Below are 17,938 nucleotides of genomic sequence, written 5' to 3'. Positions count from 1 at the left end.
CTAAGGTTACTCTTGGTGCGCGAGCGTAACCGCAAACGCACTGTCATCTTCAAGCCTGCTCAGCATTTTGGCACTAGGCAGGCAAATATCTTGCACAAAATGCAACACATGCGGCTGTGGCTCACAAAACAAAATATCCAGCGCTAAACGATCTTTACCATATAAACCACGGTGGATCATATTCGCAGAAAAAATCAGTAAGTCGCCCGCTTGCATTTCAATCACCTGGCCGGTGGCTAAATCATCACTAGAACTATAGCCTTGCTCTGATAATCGGGTCGCTAATTCAGCTTTTGTATCCCAACGACGATGGGAACCCGGCACCAGCTCAATACCTGGTTCGTCCTCAAGTGCCACCCGGCAATGAATAACTTCAGGGCCTGATAACGCAGCTTGTTGCTCAAGCAAACTCAAATGGTACTGCATATCACGGTGCCAATAATTTTCTTGCTCAGGATTGACTGGATTAAAAAATAGCTGCGTATTGATAAATGCCGCTGAGTCTAAAATTGAGTCTACTTGCGCCATTAACTTATGGCTGGCAATAAACTTAAACAATACTAATCGTTGCGCTTCGTCTAAATAGGTGTTTGCAGTTAAGTAAGCACTATTAACCGCCTTGGTTTGATAAAACGTTTTATTATCAGCAATCCATTGATGATGAAAGCATTTGATCACTTCGCGCAGCTGCACAAGCTCACGCTCAGTGTAAAAACCTTTAACATGGAAAAAGCCGTGTTGCTCAAATTGCGTATTGATCATCTGGCTAATCACCCTGAGATTTTAAAATTGATTGCACTGCTTGCGCTAATTGTGGCACTACATCACGCTCAAACCAAGGATTGTTAGCGAGCCAAATATTATTACGCGGACTGGGATGGGGTAGCGGCAAAGTTGTCGGCCAGTACTCACGCCACGATTTTACTAACTCAGTAAGCGCTAAATGCTTAGTGTGTGGCAGATGATACGCTTGCGCGTATTTACCCAGCACTATAGTCAACTTAATATTAGGCAGCGCAGCTAACAACTGCGCTCGCCAAGCAGGCGCGCACTCTTTACGTGGCGGTAAATCGCCCGACTTACCTTTACCGGGATAACAAAACCCCATCGGTAAAATAGCAATTTTAGTCGCATCATAAAAATCGTCTTTACTGAGCCCTAACCACTGGCGTAGCCGCTGACCACTGGCATCATTAAAAGGTATTCCGGTTTGATGCACTTTAAGCCCAGGTGCTTGCCCAGCAATTAAAATTCGTGCGCTAGGGTTAAACTGGATCACCGGACGCGCCCCTAACGGCAAATCAGCTTCACAAATCACGCAATTACTAACTTGAGCTAGCAGGTTACATTGGCTCACTGTTTTGCCCTATCCGCCACAACACACCGCTTGGATCATAAACTACAAAATCAATCATATGCCACGGCTGTAAAGTAGGCTCTGTTATTGTTACCGCATACTTTTGCGCTAATCCTGCACTTTGTAACTGCGCATACCATGCGTTCACATCTGCAACTAAAAGGTGCATCATAAAGTTATTAGCATGATCTGGGTTATATTTGCCATGTAATTTCCTTCCCTGAGTTAGTAAAAATATGATCTGTCATACTTGAACTATACCTGCTCTGACCACACTGCAAATTCATTACCGCTTGGCTCTGTAAAATGAAAACGACATCCCCCAGGGAATTCAAATATAGGCTTTATAACTTGTCCTCCATGTTGCTCAACTTTACTGAGCGTTTGGCTAATATTTTCACTATAAAACACCAGTAATGCGCCGCCATGCTGCGTTAATGAGCTGGCATTTGCTTGATAGAATCCACCATCAAGCCCTGCACAGTCACTATTGAACGCAGTATATTCTGGGCCATAATCAATAAACTGCCAGTCAAATACCGCAGTAAAAAACGCCTTCGTTGCCGTTAAGTCGGCTGCCGCAAATTCAACATAATTTAACTTTTCATGTGCACTCATAATAAATCCTGAAAAAATAACAATCATAATGCAACCAACCACTAAGCATACAAGCAGTTGAAAAATTTGCGAACTTTTCAATTAAAACAATTGAGAATCCGCTAGAGATCACGATTTTACTAAGTAAAAAGTAATGACTATTGCGGCTTTAATTAGATAATAAAAGAAAAGGTAATACGAATCACTATCTTTTCTGTATCGAGAATATATAATACCCTCTTTATTCGCTCCCAACTTTGGGGCTTTGAGGGATCATTATGCACGCTCAATCGGTCAAAAACGGTCAAACATTCTCGATAGCTTCTAAATTAAGTCATGCTTATCAAGCTTATAGCTATCGTATTGCGGTAGTCTCACGATTTTTAGCTGCCATCGTTGGTGGCTACGTCTTTACTGCTGTATTTAGCTCATTACTGAGTATTATCTTACCGCTGAAAAAATCAGACGCCGTGTTACTTAGTATCAGCCTGACTATTTTTATTTATAGCTGCGTGTTTATTTGGGTGTTTGCCGTTAAGTCTCTCACTAAGATTTGGATCACTATTTTACTAACGACAACGGCACTTGCATTGATCTTATCGTTACTAAAGGGCTGGTTATGAAAGAGAATTTTTTTCGCTCTATGACCTGGATGCATACCTGGGTTGGCTTACTGGTATGCTGGTTACTGTATTTAATTTTTTATGCCGGTACATTAAGTTTTTTCCGTGACGAAATAACTCTGTGGAATCAACCCGCTTTACATAATGTGCAAACAACGGATACCCGTATTACGCAGCAAAAATCGCAGATCATCGCAGGTGTTAAATACCTGCAAAATGTCGCGGCTGATTCTCAGCGCTGGGGAATTTACCTACCCACACAGCGCGAACCGCAGCTTAATTACGCCTATGAAAAGCCTCGCCCTGAAGGCAAGCGATTTGGCGGCTGGCAAGAACATAATATCGACCCAAGCACAGGCCAAACCATCGCACAAACACGTGAAACAAAAGGCGGAAACTTCTTTTACCGACTTCATTTTGACTTACATTATATCGATGTACTCACCGCGCGCTGGATAGTCTGCTTTGCGAGCTTATTTATGTTGGTAGCGCTTATATCTGGGGTTGTGATCCACAAACGTATATTTAAAGATATGTTTAGTTTTCGCGCTAATAAAGGCAGCCGCAGTTGGTTAGATGGCCATAATGTATCGTCGGTTTTAGCCCTGCCTTTTCATCTGATGATCACCTACACCGGCTTAATAACACTAATTTTTATGTTATTTCCTTACCCTGCAATGACCGCCTATGAAGACGGTGTACGCGGCTTATTTAATGATGTACTGCCAACCAATGTGCGTAGCAAAAGCAGCCCTGAAAGTGCCCCACTTGCTGGTATCGAAGGCATTTTAGATCAAGTTTATACTAACTGGCCTAATGCTGATTTAACGCAAATATCAATCCGCGATCCAAACAAAGCCTCGGCCACTATCACGGTTCGCGCCTCTACAGGCACCATGCTTAGAGATCAAACGCCCACCTTATTATTCAATGGCGTTGATGGTAGCTTAATAGCTAAAAGTGCCACTGAGCTGAGCAACACAGAAGTGTTTTACGATTCAATGACGGCACTGCATACCGGTCGCTTAGCCAACCCACTACTACGTTGGTTATATTTTTTATGCGGCATTGCCGGCTGTGTGATGATCGCTAGCGGCTGTATAATGTGGGCTAAACGTATTCGTGAGCGGATGAAAAAACAACAAACCGCCTCGTTTGGTTTAAAACTGGTAGAAGGCTTAAATTTGGCCACACTAATGGGCCTGCCACTGGCTACTTGTGCATTCTTTATTGCTAATCGGCTGCTACCTATTAATGTTGCAGAGAGAGCTGACAAAGAGATTTTAGCGTTCTTTTTAACTTGGCTTGCAGTTGCGTTATTTGCCTTATTTAAACGCGCTACAGCGCAATGGATACAACTTGCATGGCTCAATGCTGTAGCGTGCATTGCAGTGGTACTTATCAATGCACTCACAACCGATGGCAATATCATCAGCTACTTACTGAATGGCCAATGGGCGCTGTTTAGTGTTGACTTTTTATGTATCATTTTTGCTGGGCTATTTGTGATCCAAGCCAAAAAAATACCAACTCGAGCACAACCTAAAGCACAGCGACAAAGCTCACGACGTGCTGCTAAAACTAACTTACAGGAGCAACAATAATGCATGAGTTATTGCAGTTTAGCCTGTGTTTATTGGCCTTTAATTGTTTTGCTTTAGCAAAATTCAATCATTATCGAGAGGTATTTAAAACGCGCCCAAATGAAAAACAGAGTAAACAATTTTTATTGGCGGCTTGGATCAGTATTTTACTAAGTTTAGTGCTGAGTGTTGTACAACATAACGGCTATGGCGCCTTGCTTTTTTGTGGCTATATTGCTGTAAGTCTTTTAGTTTTAATGATTTTTTATAGTTTTAAAGCATCATGGGTAAAAATCATGAGTGTACTAAATATCACGGTAATAATGCTGAGTGGGCTGTTTTTAAGTGTTTTTTAAGCTTAGTTAGTAAAATTATGATCTGAACATAAAAAAAGGCAAACTAAGTTAGTTTGCCTATATAGCCAAATAATTTGGTTATAAAAAGTAGGGGGATACACATGTCTACAAATAGCTTAGGGCAATTGCTACTTAAGCTATGAAGGTATAATACTCACTTCATGTGTCATATTTATTACTGTGCTAACTTTTTCTGCACTAAGCATTTATTAGCGACTACAGTGGCTGTAAAGGGGATTTACAGTCACTTAGGGTCTTGCTTCACCATAATTAGCTGTTCAATATCAAATCCGCGTTGTTTTGCGCTGGCTTTAAAGTCAGCCAAGCGCTGCTCACTCACTTCTGGAGTACGCGCTAATAACCATAAATAATCTTTGTTGTAACCAGACACATAAGCATACTGATAATCTTGTTGATCTAAACCAAACACCACATAAGAGCTATAAAACGGCCCAAAAAACGACACTTTTAGATGTCCTACATTATCACCATCAACAAATTTCGCCTTACCTTGCGCCTCGCTCCATTGCTTATCTTGAGCATTAAAACCACGGTTTAGCACAGTGACACTGCCGTCATCATTAATAGCATAATCCGCAGTGACGTTTTCTAAACCACGCTCAAAAGAATGGTCCAAACGGGCAATTTCGTACCACTTACCTTGATATTGCTCAAGCGAAAAAGGGCTCACAGCGGTGACTTGCTCAGGTAAACCTGTACACCCGCTAAGCAAACTGCCAACAAATAAAGTAAAGCTAATAAAATAATGATTTTTCATCGTCGAGTCCTTAATAGTTCATGATTGAATTTACGTAATAACCTACAAAAAAGTTCACTTAATACTAGTGGTTAGAAAAAGCTTAGGTTAGGATCACTCTTTTACTAACTAAATGAGCTAATAATGAAGATATGGGTTGATGCCGATGCCTGTCCGGTGGTGATCAAAGAAATTTTATTTCGCGCAGCAGAGCGCACCAAAACTGAGACCATTTTAGTCGCTAACCATGCCATGCGTATTCCGCCCTCTAAATATATTAGCCGTTTGCAAGTATCATCAGGATTTGATGTCGCCGATGACGAAATCGTGAAACGCATAGCCGCCAATGATTTAGTGATCACCGGTGATATTCCACTGGCCTCTGAAGTGATTGATAACGGCGGCCAAGCACTTAATCCGCGTGGTGAACTCTATACCAGCGAAAATATTCGCTCATTACTTAATGTACGTGATTTTATGGACACTATGCGTTCAAGTGGCGTAGAAATGAATGGTGGGCCACCACCACTGAGTCAAAGTGATCGGCAAAACTTCGCCAATAATCTTGACCGCATTTTAGCTAAAAACACATGAGTAACAGCGTAACTAATATCGGCTTTGGTGATACCAGCTTTACTGTTGCGGTCTACATCGCAAATCTGCCACCAATGCCTGAATATAGCCATTTAAGCGCGGTTACACCACTGCATAACGGGCAAATAAACACCATTAATCAAGCATGTGGTAATGGCTGGCGTAAAGTGTTTAACGTGTATGCTAAGGTACTGTTTGCACTGCCAAGTGAGCATTATCAATTTGCTAAACTCGCCCCAACTTGGCAGCAATATCGCGATAGCCAATTATTGCAAAGCAATAGTCACACCGCCTTATTATTCAGTCCGCCCCAATTTAATTGCCGTAACACTTTGCATATTATTACAGGACGAACCTATGCCAAAGCGCTCATAAACCAAGGGCTGCTAACGGCAGAATTAGACTGGCTAGATGATGAGTTTGCAATAGATAAAGCCAACAAACTCATTGTTTGCCCATATTTTGACTATCGCCAATTGAGCAATATTAAAATAGCCCGACTCAGCCAATTAGTTGCCGAGTGTTTTGAATAATATGGCGCAGTATCATTTTGTTAGCTAATCTTAAATAAGTTAACAAACTACGGATTATTAAACTTCATGAAAATACTCGTCGTTGACGATATGCCGTTAATGCGCCATGTATTGATTAACATGCTCAGAGCACTTAACTTTCCAGATCTAGTCGAGGCTACTGACGGCGTGCAGGCCCTCTCATTTTTAAAAAACCAAGACTTTGATCTAGTGATCACCGATTTACACATGCCAAAAATGGATGGTAAAACCTTACTAAACAGCATTCGTGACGATCAAGCGTTAAAAGCCATCCCCGTGCTTATGGTTACCTGCGAAGATAACTCTGCCGCAATCAAAGAGATTATTGCCGCAAAAGTTAGCGGCTTTATTATCAAGCCGTTTTGCTTAAACACTCTCGATAAACAATTAAAGAAAATCGTGTCACTAAGCAGTGCTTAAGCAACCTAGCTTTGAGCTTAAAAAGGATGATCAACCATCACCCACATATTTGTGCCTTCGTTGGAAATAGCTAAATCAGTGCGTACGACTAAACCTGCCAACATAGCGCGCAAACCAACCCCGTAGTCAAATTTAATATCGTCGGTAAGCGTGCCAAAATCGTACTCAGGTGCGACTCGCCCAGCTTCAGCAAATGCCACTAATTGAAACCAATCGAGCTTTAAAAATTTCAGCCATTGCACATCTTCAATTGGATTATATTTAAGGGTATGACGGTACTCTGCCGTGGCATAAATAGCCGCTTTATCATGAAAACGATAAAAATCGTAACCTTTCATTCTTTTAAAACCACCTAAGGTTGCCCCCTCATTATATGGGGCGGCATCAGTTATTACCGTTGAGCCATTAGGGGTTTTAAGTAGATCCCAACTCGGTGAATAGGCGGTCCACAAGTTAAGCGCTAACACCCGCTGATGAGCATATTCAGACTCACCAAAGGAAAAAAACTTACTGGCACTAAATTGCCATAAGTCCCAATCATACTCTTTATCCCCCCATGGCGATGATGTTGTGTAAGAGACATACTGACGGCTACCAAAGCTCGGGTTAGTGCCAAAATCCGTATTGTCATATAACAAGCCAAATTCAACCGCTGACATATCACCACTGAGCTGTTGTGACTCAAATTCAAAACTTTGGAAGCGGCTAAAATAACGCATGGTGGCAACCATCGCCCCCGATGTCAGTGGGTTCCACTCTTTACCACCTGATGGAGCAGACACTAACATGCCATTTTTTAATTGGTAATCAACTATGCCGCTATCTTTGGTCGCGCCAAACGGCAGAGCATATTCAAGCTTCATATCAACCCAATTAGAATCGCCATCAGCTTCTAAATACTGCTCATTGTTTGATTCATTACTGCCTGGAGTGACGTCACCAGGAGCAACGGGTTGGCGAGCACCGGTATAAGCCCGTTGATCAGGAAAATAAGCCAATAAACCATTGGCACTTAAATACCAACGTTCACTATCGTTGATACGATAATTAAATACCCCAGCCCAAAAGCCATGACTCACATCACCTTTAAATGCGGTAGCACCAATTGTCATTTGATCTTGATGCCAACCTTTAAGCATACCGCCTACGCCTAAGTTAAACCCCATGGTCTCGGTGCTAAAAAAGTACGGCAAAATGAGGTTTTCTTGGATTTTATTCGGAGTTTCTTCGCGGTTAACACTCGACTTCATCTGCGTTACGTCAGCATGAGCAAGCCCCATACAACCACTAAGCAAGATTAAAGCCGCTACTTTTAGGTTTTTTGCCACTGTTATTTTCCCTATCCCAGCTCAACACTTTAGGTTGATTTTTACTCATCCAATTAAAGATACCAGTTAGTTATTAAACTGCAAAGCTGCGACTTATTGAATTACTTTAAATATGTTGTAGTCACTTTACTAATTATAGTTTCAACCTAAACAAACTGGGCTACGAAAAACCAGTACTTTCCCCAGTAGCCCAGTTTTATTACTGTTGTAATTGCAGTTTCAGCCAAATATCGACTACCGCTGCGTAGCTTAGTTTACTGCTTGCAGGTAATTCACCTCAACGGGTAAAGCAAGTGCTGACTCATAAAATGTAAACACCGCTGTAACATAAGGTTGTTGGTAATGCGTATCAAGTGCCTCTTGCGATGCAAATTGCTCAACTAAAAACAAACAGCTTTGCTCAGCATTGACATAAAGCTCGAAGCGCATGCAACCAGCTTCTGCCAAAGTTGCTGCTAAGATCCCCTGTAAACGCCCTTTACAATCATCAAACTGCTCAGGTTTTGGGGTTATTTTTGCCACAATATTAATCATTTTTGCTCCTTACTAAACAAACGCATAACCATTAAACGGATCGGGGGTGCCGCACTAAAGGCCACCACAAACGCCGCAGGCCACGCATTAGCAAAAGCTGTCATCCAACTTTGCATAAATGTTTCAGTTAAGCCTAAGTTTACGTAAGTCACCCAAGCCGATAATAAAAACGACATCAAAAATGAGAATGCCGCGGTAAATGTTAAATGAATTTTCATATCTCCTCCTTAGCGTTACTATATTCAAAGCCGAGACAGGCAAACAGTCACGAAAACGCAAACTAAGATTGAGAAATTGATATGCTTGATGATCTTCATTTATTTATTGAAATAGCGCGGCGTAATAGCATGAGCCAAGCAGCGAAGGATCTAGGGCTAAATTTATCCACCCTGTCAAGGCGTATTCAAGGGTTAGAGGACAAGCTCGCAGAGCCATTATTGCAACGCACAGCAAGAGGGATTGTGCTTACCACAAAAGGCGAGCTGCTTTATAGCGAACTTGCCGAGCAAGTGCTGGCGCTCAATGATCAGCTCAATCAACTAAACAGCAGCGAGCATGGCCTGAGTGATTTTTACTTACTGTGCCCACAAAACATTATGGCAGGGCCACTAATGCCGGCAATCAACGAATTCGCAGCCACTAATTCGGCGCTCAATCTGCACATTTACCCAAGCAATGCCAATAGTCAGCTCAGCCAAAAGCGTTTTGATTTAGCCATTCGCATTGGCGAACAACAAGATTCGAGCTATTACCAAAAACGCTTAGGTTCAATTGCTATTAAACTCATTGTTAAAAATAATGCGCCCACTACTCGGCTGGTTTTACCCTATACTGAATCGCAGTTCCCTGCAGGGCTTTTAAAACAGCTTAAACAAACCTACCCGCAAATTAGTTTTTGTTTTGATATAACCATTGCTAAAAATATGGTCGAGTCAGGGTATGGCGTAGGCCTACTGCCGATGAGTGAAATTGACACTATTTGTGAAAAACATGCCTTTAGTTATGTTGAACTACCAAAAAACTTCCCAGCAAGGCCTATATACGCTCTATGGCCACATTCTCGTAAGCCCAGCTATGCGGCAGAGCAATTAATTAGTTTAGTACAAACAAAAATTGCGCAAACGCCCAGCTTGCAAGGTAAAACGGTTGAGTTAGGAAGGTTCTAGGTTCAAAGAGCAGACGAGGCTTCGGGATACGAGCGGCGGGTTTCGAGCGACGGGCTAATCCTAGTTCCTAGTTGCTTCCCTATAACCTAGTTTTTAATTTTTTCTCTTCAGCGCAGCGCCTCATAACCTCTTTGTGAATAAATCACTTAAAAACATATTTGCACAAAGAGAAGATAATGAGAGTAAATGAGAAGATCAAAAATGCAGCGGGCTGCAGAATAAGCCTAGCGCCTAGTCACTTCCCTAGAACCCAAAACCTAGAACCTTTGCTACTCTTGCGCCATTTGACCTAACGGCAGTAAATTGATTACTCTCACGTAAAGTTTTAAAACTCAGAGGTATTTCAAATGAAGTTAGGCCGAAACGATCCATGTCCGTGCAATAGCGGTAAAAAGTATAAACGTTGCTGTATGGATAGCGCATCAAAGCAGCACTGCGAAGTATATGACGAAATAGCACAAACCATTGCTACTAACCCTGACTTAAGCCTAGATGAAATGAATCTGATAGCTCAACATAAAATTTCAGGGATCAACAATAGTTTATTAGATGATTTTTGCGGCCTTTCCGCTAATCAAATGGATAATTGGCTAAGAGCACCATTTAATGAGTTGGCAGGGGTAACAATAAGTATACCTAATGAGCTAACAGCAAGCCCCGTAATGCGCTACTTAGCGATAATACTAGATGAAGCGATGCAACAAGGTGGCTCATTTAAAGCAACAGCCAAAGGTAATTTACCAGCTCAAATAGCCAAGCAAGCTAGTGAATTACTTCCTGAGTTTGCCATATCTGAGTATGAAAAGCCCGTAAGTATCAGTGAGTTTGCCGGTAGTAACGAAGACAAAATTAACGCCTTACATTACACCCGAATTTTGGCAGATATTGCAGGTATTATTTACCTTCAAAACGGCCGCTTCCATGTTAAAAAAACTGCCCAAAAACAGTATCAAACTCATGGTATTAAAGCCTTTTTCTTACCTATGCTTGAAGCCGCCACCACACACTATAATTGGGGCTATTTTGATAGCTTTGTCAGTGATAGCGATCTACGCACTTTTTGGGTATTTATGCTGTGGCGAATCCAAACTCACGGATCGGTTGAGCAATTGATAGAAGAAGTCATTACCGCATTTCCTGCTCTACTAAATGAAACACCGGCGACCGAATACACAGAGCCCCAAGATTTGTTAGGTGTTTTAATCAGATCCCGTTTTATAGAGCGGTTTTTAGAGTTTTGGGGATTTATCACGGTTAATCCTAAACGATTTGCAGATGGCAAACCCATTGCAATAAAAGCAAATATACAACCTTTATTAAAGCAAACCTTTGCGTTTGATATATAAAAAGAGCACATTTTATTCGCCTCACCTAATGAGGCGAATAGCCAACTTAATTGCCTCATTGTGTATTTTGCGAATTGAAATCGTAGGAACCAGCTTTAGCTGTGATTGTTTTAAACCCAATTTTACCACCGAGCTCACCGAGGCGCGGCGCTACACAGAGAAGATAAAATGCTGCGGGCTATGGGTAACAGGCTACGAATTAACCCTAGCCACTAGTCACTTCCCTGAAGCCTAGCACCTTTTACTACCGTAGGCGTTAAGCTTGCTGACGCGGTCTTTATATTCTTTCTCTTCAGCGCAGCGCCTCATAACCTCTTTGTGAATAAATCACTTAAAAACATATTTGCACAAATAGAAGACAATGAGAGTAAATGAGAAGATCAAAAATGCAGCGGGCTACGTGCATCTCACAACGCGCTTGGGTTTATAACCGTTGACCCAAAACAAAAGGTTAATGGCAAACGCATCCCATAAACACAGCCATAGAGCTATTACTAGCGCAAACTTTTCAATTTGCGTTTTTAACACAGCACTTATAATTATTATTCGCCTCACTAAATGAGGCAATAAACTCACTTAATTGCCTCACTGTGTGATTGCGTTACAGCATAACGTGTACTTCGCCCCCCAGCTGCAGTTTTTGCAATAAACCCCAACCTCTGCAAATCAGCTAAATGGCGCGTAGCGGTAGCACGGCTCACCTTAGCCACTTTTTGATATTGGCTAGCACTTATACCGTGTTCAAATTGACCATCAAGTAATTTATTAAGCACTTTGACTTGTTGTTCATTTAGCTTTGTTTGGTCTTTACTAAGCCAATAGTTACTTTTAAAAACTGTTTGCTCAATATTTTTTAGCGTATGCTGTATTGCTTTATTAAGCGTGCCCAAAAACCAGCAGATCCACTGCGTAATGCAAAGATCGCCGCGTTGGGTCGCTTCAAGTACTTCGTAATAGCTTTTTCTGTCCTTTAAAATAGCCACCGACATCGCATAAAACCGGATTGCCTCGGCATGCTCTTGCGCCAGTGCTAAGTCAGTAATAAGTCGCGTAATACGCCCATTACCATCCTCAAGTGGATGTAAAGTTACAAACCATAAATGTGCAATAGCTGCGCGAATAAAAGGATCTAGCGTTGTGTCATTAAGGCTGCTGTTAAACCAATTAAAAAACCCCGATAGCTCACTTTCAATCCGCTCTCTAGGTGGCGCTGTAAAATGTAATACCGGTTTATCTAAGCGTCCCGACACTACTTGCATTGGCTCATTCCCACGTAATTGGCCACCTTCTATTTGCGTAAATAAACTCTGTTCACCAGCAAACAATAAACGATGCCAATTAAGTACTCGCTCTAAATCAAGTGGAGTATGGGTATTATTAATTGCATCTAACATCATTTCAGCAAGGTTATCACTTTGCACTGTCGTTGGATAAGGCTGCTCATCAATGTGGAGTTTTTTAGCAAGTGACGAGCGTACAGAAAATGCGTTAAGTTTCTCCCCCTCAATTGCACTTGAATGAATAATATTAGCGAGTAAGGTATCAAGCGCTTGCTGCTTTAATTTAACGTTTTGCAAGCCCATTTGCCCCATTAACAGCCCTTGGTTATACGTGACTTCACGCAAAATCGACGCCAATGCTTGTTGATCCCAACTAAAATCAGGCCAGTTTTGTTGTTGCCATATCCACATTATTATTCACCTCAAGGTTAATTAAGACCAGTATATGACAACTATTCGCCTCATACAATGAGGCGAATAACCAACTTAATTGCCTCATTGTTTGAGTTAACGAGCTTGCGCAAACCCTAGCTCCTAGTCACTTCCCTAGAACCTAGGCCCTTTCCCCGTAGGAAACGGCTTCAGCCGTGAATGTATTCAAATCTATGTTTAGTCTTTCCTCTTCAGCGCAGCGCCTCATAACTTCTTTGTGAATGAATCACTTAAAAACATATTTGCACAAAGAGAAGATAATGAGAGTAAATGAGAAGATCAAAAATGCAGCGGGCTACGAGTCGCGAGCGGCGTGCTATGAATTCAGCCTAGCGCCTTTAACCTAAAACCTTTTACCTATTCCCACCGTAGGCGTGCAGCTTGCTGACGTGAAAAGCGCAGCTTTTAAATTGTAGGCGGCGTTTACCTCACACCTTGGTTTTAATTTCAAATTATGTGTAAATGTCGCGTTGGCGACGGCAACCAAGGAGCGTTCTTTAGCAAATTAAAGCGCCGCCCGCCCCTTGGAACCCCACGGCTTTAATTGCTTCCATGCAATCGATTACCCATCAATTGAGTCTTTTCGGGCAAAATGGCAAAAAAAGCTAGATCACAAAGCAACCTTAAACTATCACTTTAATGAGTTCATGTATTTGACTAAAATTACTGTGCGCTTTATTATCACAGCGTACCCATCAACGTAAAAGGAATTACCGTGGCGATAGATATAGTTATTTGTTTTGATCCAGTGACAAAAAAAGCAGTTCAATGCAAAACTGACGAAAAAGATACTTTCTCAAAAGACAATAGCCATATAAAGAATGAAGTAATAACTTCTGGAACACCTTATATTTGGCGAAAGGAATACTCAAATTCCTTGAATGCCCCCTCAATTGAACAAAAAAATATAGTCAATCAATTTTCGCTTCTACCAGCACAATCCAGACGAAATATAGCAGGTATGCTGCGTGATTTTGGCAGCGAAACATTGCTGGCAATTTCAGACTTTCAAGCCCAAGTTATCCCCTTTTTAGCAAACAACACACATGGCCTTGTCGGCTCTGGTGCTACATCAGTTCAAGCCCGCAGCTCAAAGTTTGTCGCTTTAGCGTCTAAATATGAAGTAGCTTTAAAAGACATACGAGCTGCACATAAGTCAGGCACACCCAAATACCACATGGTCGCTTTAGAGCAAAAAGCGCTTGCTATATTTAAAGAGCTGCAAGTTAAATATCAAGCTGAATTACAACGTTTTATGAATACAAACCGTGCCAGTCGAAGAGGCACTATTTGGTCTAACCCTAATCGTGGTGTTCACATAGCAAAAAGTGCCAGACACTCAACTAAACTAGATATAAGCAGCACCGCAGAATTTAAAAAAATTAAATACATTGAAAACACAGGGCGTTGGCTTGGTAATGGTATGATCTTACTCGATGGTGCTTTTAGAGCTAACTCGGTTTACAACGATTATAGAAATGGTGACGACTGGCAAAGAAGTTTATCAACTGAATTGGCTAGTTTTGGGGCTTCTACTGCATCTGGTATTTTTTTAGGCTCTATCACTACCACAGCACTAAGCTCTATACTTATGCTAACTCCTTATGGATGGATTGTTGCGATAGCTGTAGGGTTGTATGTAGGGTTTGAAACTTCACTTTTCATTAATAATAATACTAAAAAAATCACAGAGAATATATATGATCGCAAACCAATATTTTGAGCATGATACTAATGCCACCATTTAAAATTGCACTATCCATTATGTTCCTTTTTATGATAATGACATTTTTATTTGCTGTTTTATTTACTCGAATATCAATAAAACATATTAATAAAAATATGGAAAAAGAAGGCGTATACTCACCCAACTGGGATAAAGGTATAGGAGCAAGTGCTCCTTTTTATGCTATGGCAATTTTTTTTGAACGCTCGCGCGTCCCAACACCACTTTTTGATGGACGTTATATAGCAAAATACGCGAGACCTCTTGATAGATTTTTAGCATTTTTTCATCTAATAACGACAATGGGACTACTCATAAGTACGTTTACTGCTATGTATTTAGAGGCATAGGAGCTTATCAACTGAACTAACTAGTTTTGGGGCTTTTACTGTATTCGGATTATTTGTGGGTACATCTTTAATAACAGCGCTAAGCTCAATATTAATTTTAACACCTTATGGCTGGGCAGTTGTTATTGGAGTAAGTCTTATAGCAGGGTTAACAGCGAGCATAAAAATGAACAACTTTATTAAAAAAACCACTGAGGATATATACGATCGAAAACCTCTATTTAAAGGAGGCTCTTAGATGCCTTTAGCTGAGCTTGCAGGGTATTCGCTTTTAATTTTTCTTGTTATTTCTTTTGCTTCATCGATATTATTTTTAATAATTTCGATTAAGTATATTAATAAAAATATGGAGAAAGATGGCGTGGACCCACCTAGTTGGGATAGAGGTATCGATGCTAGTGTGTCATTTTATATATTTGCGATGTTTTTTGAACGCTCCCGCATACCAACACCAATGTTTGATGGACGTTTTGTAGCCAAGTATGCAAGGCCCAGTTGATAAAGTAATAGGCGCAACCCATTTGGTTTCAGTCACAGGAATGATGCTTTGCCTTTGTATTGTTTCTTATTTTTCAGTTGGTTAATCAAATAAAGTAAAACTATAATTTAGGGAGCGTTATGGTGACTTCGACTCATTTATCAGAGTGTTTATTTTTAGCTTTTGTTGTTTTCTAATGCACATACTAGAAATACTATTATACAGCACCATTTTTTTCTTTTTTTATCTAATGATAATGGCTGTTTTATTTCCACGTATTTCAATTAAATACATTGATAGTAAAATGATACAAGATGGAATTAGCTCCCCAAGCTGGGATAGAGGTATAGGTGCAAGTGCGCCATTTTATGCTATGGCTATTTTTTGTAAAAGAGCACGAAAACCAACACCACTGTTTGATGGAAGTCATGTTGCAAAGTATGCAAGACCAATAGACAAGTTTTTAGCTTTTTTACACCTTATTTCTACCACTGGCTTTTTGTTGAGTGTTTTTTCTATGATGATTTTCCCCCTGTGTCAGGATAGTTGTCGCCTCTAACTTTTAATAGAGGCAGATATAATGAGACGTCGATTTACACAAGAATTTAAAGTTCAAGCGGTTGAAAAAGCATTATCTCAATGTGATGATGTTCGCTTAGAAGATATTGCAGATGATTTAGGTGTCGGTTATTCAACGTTACAGCGTTGGATAGCACTCGCAAAAAAACATCAACTTGAAACACACCAGACGGGTAGCCAAATGACAGCAGAAAAACGACCACAAGACTGGAGTTTAGAAGAAAGACTCAGCGCGATTATTGACTGTGGTCATTTAGATGAAACAGCCATTAATGAATACTGTCGTAATAAAGGGCTTTACCCGCATCATATTAAGCAGTGGAAGCAAGATTTTGCCCAAGGACCTACAACGAAACTAGCTAAATCAGACAGTAAACAGCTTAAGCAAGAGATAAAACAGCTGCAAAAAGAACTGAATCGTAAAGATAAGGCCTTAGCTGAAACAGCCGCTCTGCTTGTTCTCAAAAAAAAAGCGGATGCACTCTGGGGTTTCAACGAGGACGATTAACAACACTGGCTGAGCGACATGAATTAATAAAGCTTATTACAAACGCGCAGGATTCTGGGGCAAGGAAAGAAAAAGCATGTGAGTTACTTGGGCTGACGGTAAGAACCGTTCAACGTTGGATTGAAGCTGACAATATGACTGACAAGCGAACAAGTACGATAAAACGGCCACCAAACCGTCTCACAGAGTTAGAGCGACAGCGTATTATTAATACGGTTAACTCAACTGAGTATGGGCATTTACCGGCCAGTAAAATAGTCCCTAAGCTGCTTGATAACGGCATATGGATAGCGTCTGAAAGTTCATTTTATCGTGTCATGAAGGCACATAACTTATTAACACATAGAGAAAAAGTAAAGCCGGCAAAGCCGATGAAAAAGCCAAGAGCATTGAAGGCAGTGCGTGCAAATGAAGTGTATACCTGGGATATCACCTATTTACCAACGAGCGTAAAAGGGCAATTTTTATACTTATATTTAGTGATGGACATTTTTAGTCGAAAGGTTGTCGGTTGGCAAATTCACGACACACAATTAAGTGAATTAGCCGCAGATTTAATGAAGGATATTTGCAGTCGAGAGCAAATAAAGCGAGAGCAAGTTACGTTGCACTCAGATAATGGCAGCCCAATGAAAGGCGCGACATTGTTGGCAACATTACAGGAGCTAGGCATTGTGCCATCATTTAGCCGACCGTCAGTAAGTAATGACAACCCGTACTCTGAGTCGTTATTTAAAACGTTAAAGTATCGCCCAGAATACCCAGAAAAGGCATTTGAAGATATAAGCGCAGCAAGAGAATGGGTAAGCGGATTCGTTGATTGGTACAATAATGAGCACCTACACAGTGGTATAAAATTTGTGACGCCAAATCAACGTCATTCAGGTTTAGATAAAGAGATATTAGCCAAGCGTCAGCAGGTAAACGATGCTGCTAAATTGAATAACCCAAGTCGTTGGTCAGGAAAGTCACGAGATTGGTCAATGATAAACGAAGTAAATTTGAATCCTGAGAAAAAAGAAGAAATGCGGGCGGCATAAAATTTAACTTGAGGCGACAACTAACTTGAAAAACTCCGTTTTAGAGGCTTTTTTTTACTAAGCTTGCAATTTTTTGGTAAGTAAAAAATAACTGAAATATGCGAAAGCACAGCTTTTAAATTATAGATAGAAGCCTACCTCGCGCTTGGATTTTTATTGTAACTATCTCATTCGGGGTGTTTGCCAGATTGCTGGCGGCAACCAAGGACGATTTGTCTTCAAAAAAACAACGGAAAACATTTATGATCGTAAGCCTATCCACAGGAATATTCTATAGATGGAGTTAGCACCTTTTTTAATTTACTTATTCTATATTTTTCTCATCCTAAA

The 17,938-nt window shown here is 40.8% G+C and carries 22 protein-coding genes; 13 read left to right on the top strand and 9 right to left on the bottom strand.

Translation table 11 applies throughout. The features are described 5' to 3' along the window. Positions 1-6: 6 nt before the first annotated feature. The 4 genes from NDQ71_RS22680 to NDQ71_RS22665 all read right to left on the bottom strand — a co-directional run bounded on the left by NDQ71_RS22680 (position 7) and on the right by NDQ71_RS22665 (position 1,975). Entirely contained in the window at positions 7-762 is a 756-nt protein-coding gene (locus NDQ71_RS22680) for a phytanoyl-CoA dioxygenase family protein (RefSeq protein WP_192542623.1), read from the bottom strand. A 4-nt stretch (positions 763-766) separates the two neighbouring features. Next, positions 767-1,357, bottom strand: a complete 591-nt coding sequence (locus NDQ71_RS22675) for a uracil-DNA glycosylase family protein (protein WP_301562799.1) — start codon at positions 1,355-1,357, stop codon at positions 767-769. Then, positions 1,344-1,529 carry a VOC family protein gene (locus NDQ71_RS22670; protein WP_301562798.1) on the bottom strand — a complete coding sequence of 62 codons (186 nt, stop codon included), beginning with the start codon at positions 1,527-1,529 and terminating at the stop codon, positions 1,344-1,346. The genes NDQ71_RS22675 and NDQ71_RS22670 overlap by 14 nt, the downstream gene beginning before the upstream one ends. An 83-nt stretch (positions 1,530-1,612) precedes the next feature. After that, a complete protein-coding gene (locus NDQ71_RS22665) occupies positions 1,613-1,975 on the bottom strand; it encodes a VOC family protein (protein WP_192542620.1) in 363 nt (120 codons plus the stop codon). A gap of 257 nt (positions 1,976-2,232) precedes the next feature. Between NDQ71_RS22665 and NDQ71_RS22660 the strand changes: the two genes are divergently transcribed. From NDQ71_RS22660 to NDQ71_RS22650, 3 genes are read left to right on the top strand one after another with little or no spacing between them, the layout of a single operon-like run. Continuing rightward, complete coding sequence (locus tag NDQ71_RS22660) at positions 2,233-2,577, top strand: hypothetical protein (RefSeq protein ID WP_301562797.1); 345 nt, start codon at positions 2,233-2,235, stop codon at positions 2,575-2,577. Further along, positions 2,574-4,181 carry a PepSY domain-containing protein gene (locus NDQ71_RS22655; RefSeq protein ID WP_301562796.1) on the top strand — a complete coding sequence of 536 codons (1,608 nt, stop codon included), beginning with the start codon at positions 2,574-2,576 and terminating at the stop codon, positions 4,179-4,181. The genes NDQ71_RS22660 and NDQ71_RS22655 overlap by 4 nt, the downstream gene beginning before the upstream one ends. Further along, entirely contained in the window at positions 4,181-4,516 is a 336-nt protein-coding gene (locus NDQ71_RS22650) for a DUF3325 domain-containing protein (RefSeq protein WP_064664714.1), read from the top strand. The genes NDQ71_RS22655 and NDQ71_RS22650 overlap by 1 nt, the downstream gene beginning before the upstream one ends. Before the next feature lie 244 nt (positions 4,517-4,760). Here the strand turns inward: NDQ71_RS22650 and NDQ71_RS22645 are convergent, their stop codons facing one another. After that, positions 4,761-5,294, bottom strand: a complete 534-nt coding sequence (locus NDQ71_RS22645) for a lipocalin family protein (RefSeq protein ID WP_064664715.1) — start codon at positions 5,292-5,294, stop codon at positions 4,761-4,763. A 123-nt stretch (positions 5,295-5,417) separates the two neighbouring features. Here NDQ71_RS22645 and NDQ71_RS22640 point away from each other — a divergent pair, with 123 nt between their 5' ends. The 3 genes from NDQ71_RS22640 (at position 5,418) to NDQ71_RS22630 (ending at position 6,841) form a co-directional block, all read left to right on the top strand. Beyond that, entirely contained in the window at positions 5,418-5,867 is a 450-nt protein-coding gene (locus tag NDQ71_RS22640) for a YaiI/YqxD family protein (protein ID WP_064664716.1), read from the top strand. Continuing rightward, entirely contained in the window at positions 5,864-6,400 is a 537-nt protein-coding gene (locus NDQ71_RS22635; RefSeq protein WP_192542618.1) for a hypothetical protein, read from the top strand. The genes NDQ71_RS22640 and NDQ71_RS22635 overlap by 4 nt, the downstream gene beginning before the upstream one ends. A 66-nt stretch (positions 6,401-6,466) precedes the next feature. After that, on the top strand, positions 6,467-6,841 hold the full coding sequence (locus tag NDQ71_RS22630) for a response regulator (RefSeq protein ID WP_064664718.1): 375 nt from the start codon (positions 6,467-6,469) through the stop codon (positions 6,839-6,841). Positions 6,842-6,858: 17 nt separating this feature from the next. Here NDQ71_RS22630 and NDQ71_RS22625 read toward each other — a convergent pair whose 3' ends face one another. From NDQ71_RS22625 to NDQ71_RS22615, 3 genes are all read right to left on the bottom strand, one after another. Further along, positions 6,859-8,169: a BamA/TamA family outer membrane protein gene (locus NDQ71_RS22625; RefSeq protein ID WP_227008958.1), complete on the bottom strand. Its 1,311-nt coding sequence runs from the start codon at positions 8,167-8,169 to the stop codon at positions 6,859-6,861. A 249-nt stretch (positions 8,170-8,418) separates the two neighbouring features. After that, positions 8,419-8,703 (bottom strand): putative quinol monooxygenase, encoded by a 285-nt coding sequence (locus NDQ71_RS22620; protein WP_192542617.1) that lies wholly within the window; start codon positions 8,701-8,703, stop codon positions 8,419-8,421. Further along, a complete protein-coding gene (locus NDQ71_RS22615) occupies positions 8,700-8,921 on the bottom strand; it encodes a DUF2798 domain-containing protein (protein WP_192542616.1) in 222 nt (73 codons plus the stop codon). Before NDQ71_RS22615 ends, NDQ71_RS22620 begins: the two co-directional genes overlap by 4 nt. 81 nt (positions 8,922-9,002) lie before the next feature. Here NDQ71_RS22615 and NDQ71_RS22610 point away from each other — a divergent pair, with 81 nt between their 5' ends. Both NDQ71_RS22610 and NDQ71_RS22605 read left to right on the top strand, forming a co-directional pair. After that, the gene (locus tag NDQ71_RS22610) at positions 9,003-9,869 is read left to right on the top strand and encodes a LysR family transcriptional regulator (protein WP_192542615.1); all 867 of its coding nucleotides are present in this window, start codon (positions 9,003-9,005) and stop codon (positions 9,867-9,869) included. A 347-nt stretch (positions 9,870-10,216) separates the two neighbouring features. Further along, positions 10,217-11,215, top strand: coding sequence for an SEC-C domain-containing protein (locus NDQ71_RS22605; protein ID WP_301562795.1), 999 nt, complete (start codon positions 10,217-10,219; stop codon positions 11,213-11,215). Positions 11,216-11,787: 572 nt separating this feature from the next. Here the strand turns inward: NDQ71_RS22605 and NDQ71_RS22600 are convergent. Continuing rightward, entirely contained in the window at positions 11,788-12,906 is a 1,119-nt protein-coding gene (locus NDQ71_RS22600) for a Fic family protein (RefSeq protein ID WP_301562794.1), read from the bottom strand. Between the two features lie 736 nt (positions 12,907-13,642). On the opposite strand from NDQ71_RS22600, the gene NDQ71_RS22595 reads away from it, so the two are divergent. From NDQ71_RS22595 to NDQ71_RS22575, 5 genes are all read left to right on the top strand, one after another. Next, a complete protein-coding gene (locus NDQ71_RS22595) occupies positions 13,643-14,650 on the top strand; it encodes a hypothetical protein (RefSeq protein ID WP_301562793.1) in 1,008 nt (335 codons plus the stop codon). 11 nt (positions 14,651-14,661) lie between these two features. Continuing rightward, entirely contained in the window at positions 14,662-15,003 is a 342-nt protein-coding gene (locus NDQ71_RS22590) for a hypothetical protein (protein WP_301562792.1), read from the top strand. Between the two features lie 238 nt (positions 15,004-15,241). Continuing rightward, positions 15,242-15,502, top strand: a complete 261-nt coding sequence (locus NDQ71_RS22585; protein ID WP_301562791.1) for a hypothetical protein — start codon at positions 15,242-15,244, stop codon at positions 15,500-15,502. Positions 15,503-15,737: 235 nt separating this feature from the next. Next, positions 15,738-16,040 carry a hypothetical protein gene (locus NDQ71_RS22580; RefSeq protein ID WP_301562790.1) on the top strand — a complete coding sequence of 101 codons (303 nt, stop codon included), beginning with the start codon at positions 15,738-15,740 and terminating at the stop codon, positions 16,038-16,040. 21 nt (positions 16,041-16,061) lie between these two features. Further along, positions 16,062-17,608, top strand: a protein-coding gene (locus NDQ71_RS22575; RefSeq protein WP_301562789.1) for an IS3 family transposase whose coding sequence is annotated in 2 segments (ribosomal slippage) — positions 16,062-16,542 and positions 16,542-17,608 — 1,548 coding nt in all. Because the reading frame shifts where the segments join, the coding sequence is not laid out codon by codon here. The last annotated feature ends 330 nt before the right edge of the window (positions 17,609-17,938 follow it).

The sequence above is a fragment of the Pseudoalteromonas sp. KG3 genome (assembly GCF_030436385.1).
GTDB classification, from domain to species: Bacteria; Pseudomonadota; Gammaproteobacteria; order Enterobacterales; family Alteromonadaceae; genus Pseudoalteromonas; species Pseudoalteromonas prydzensis.
This window is presented reverse-complemented; position numbering and strand designations above follow the sequence as displayed.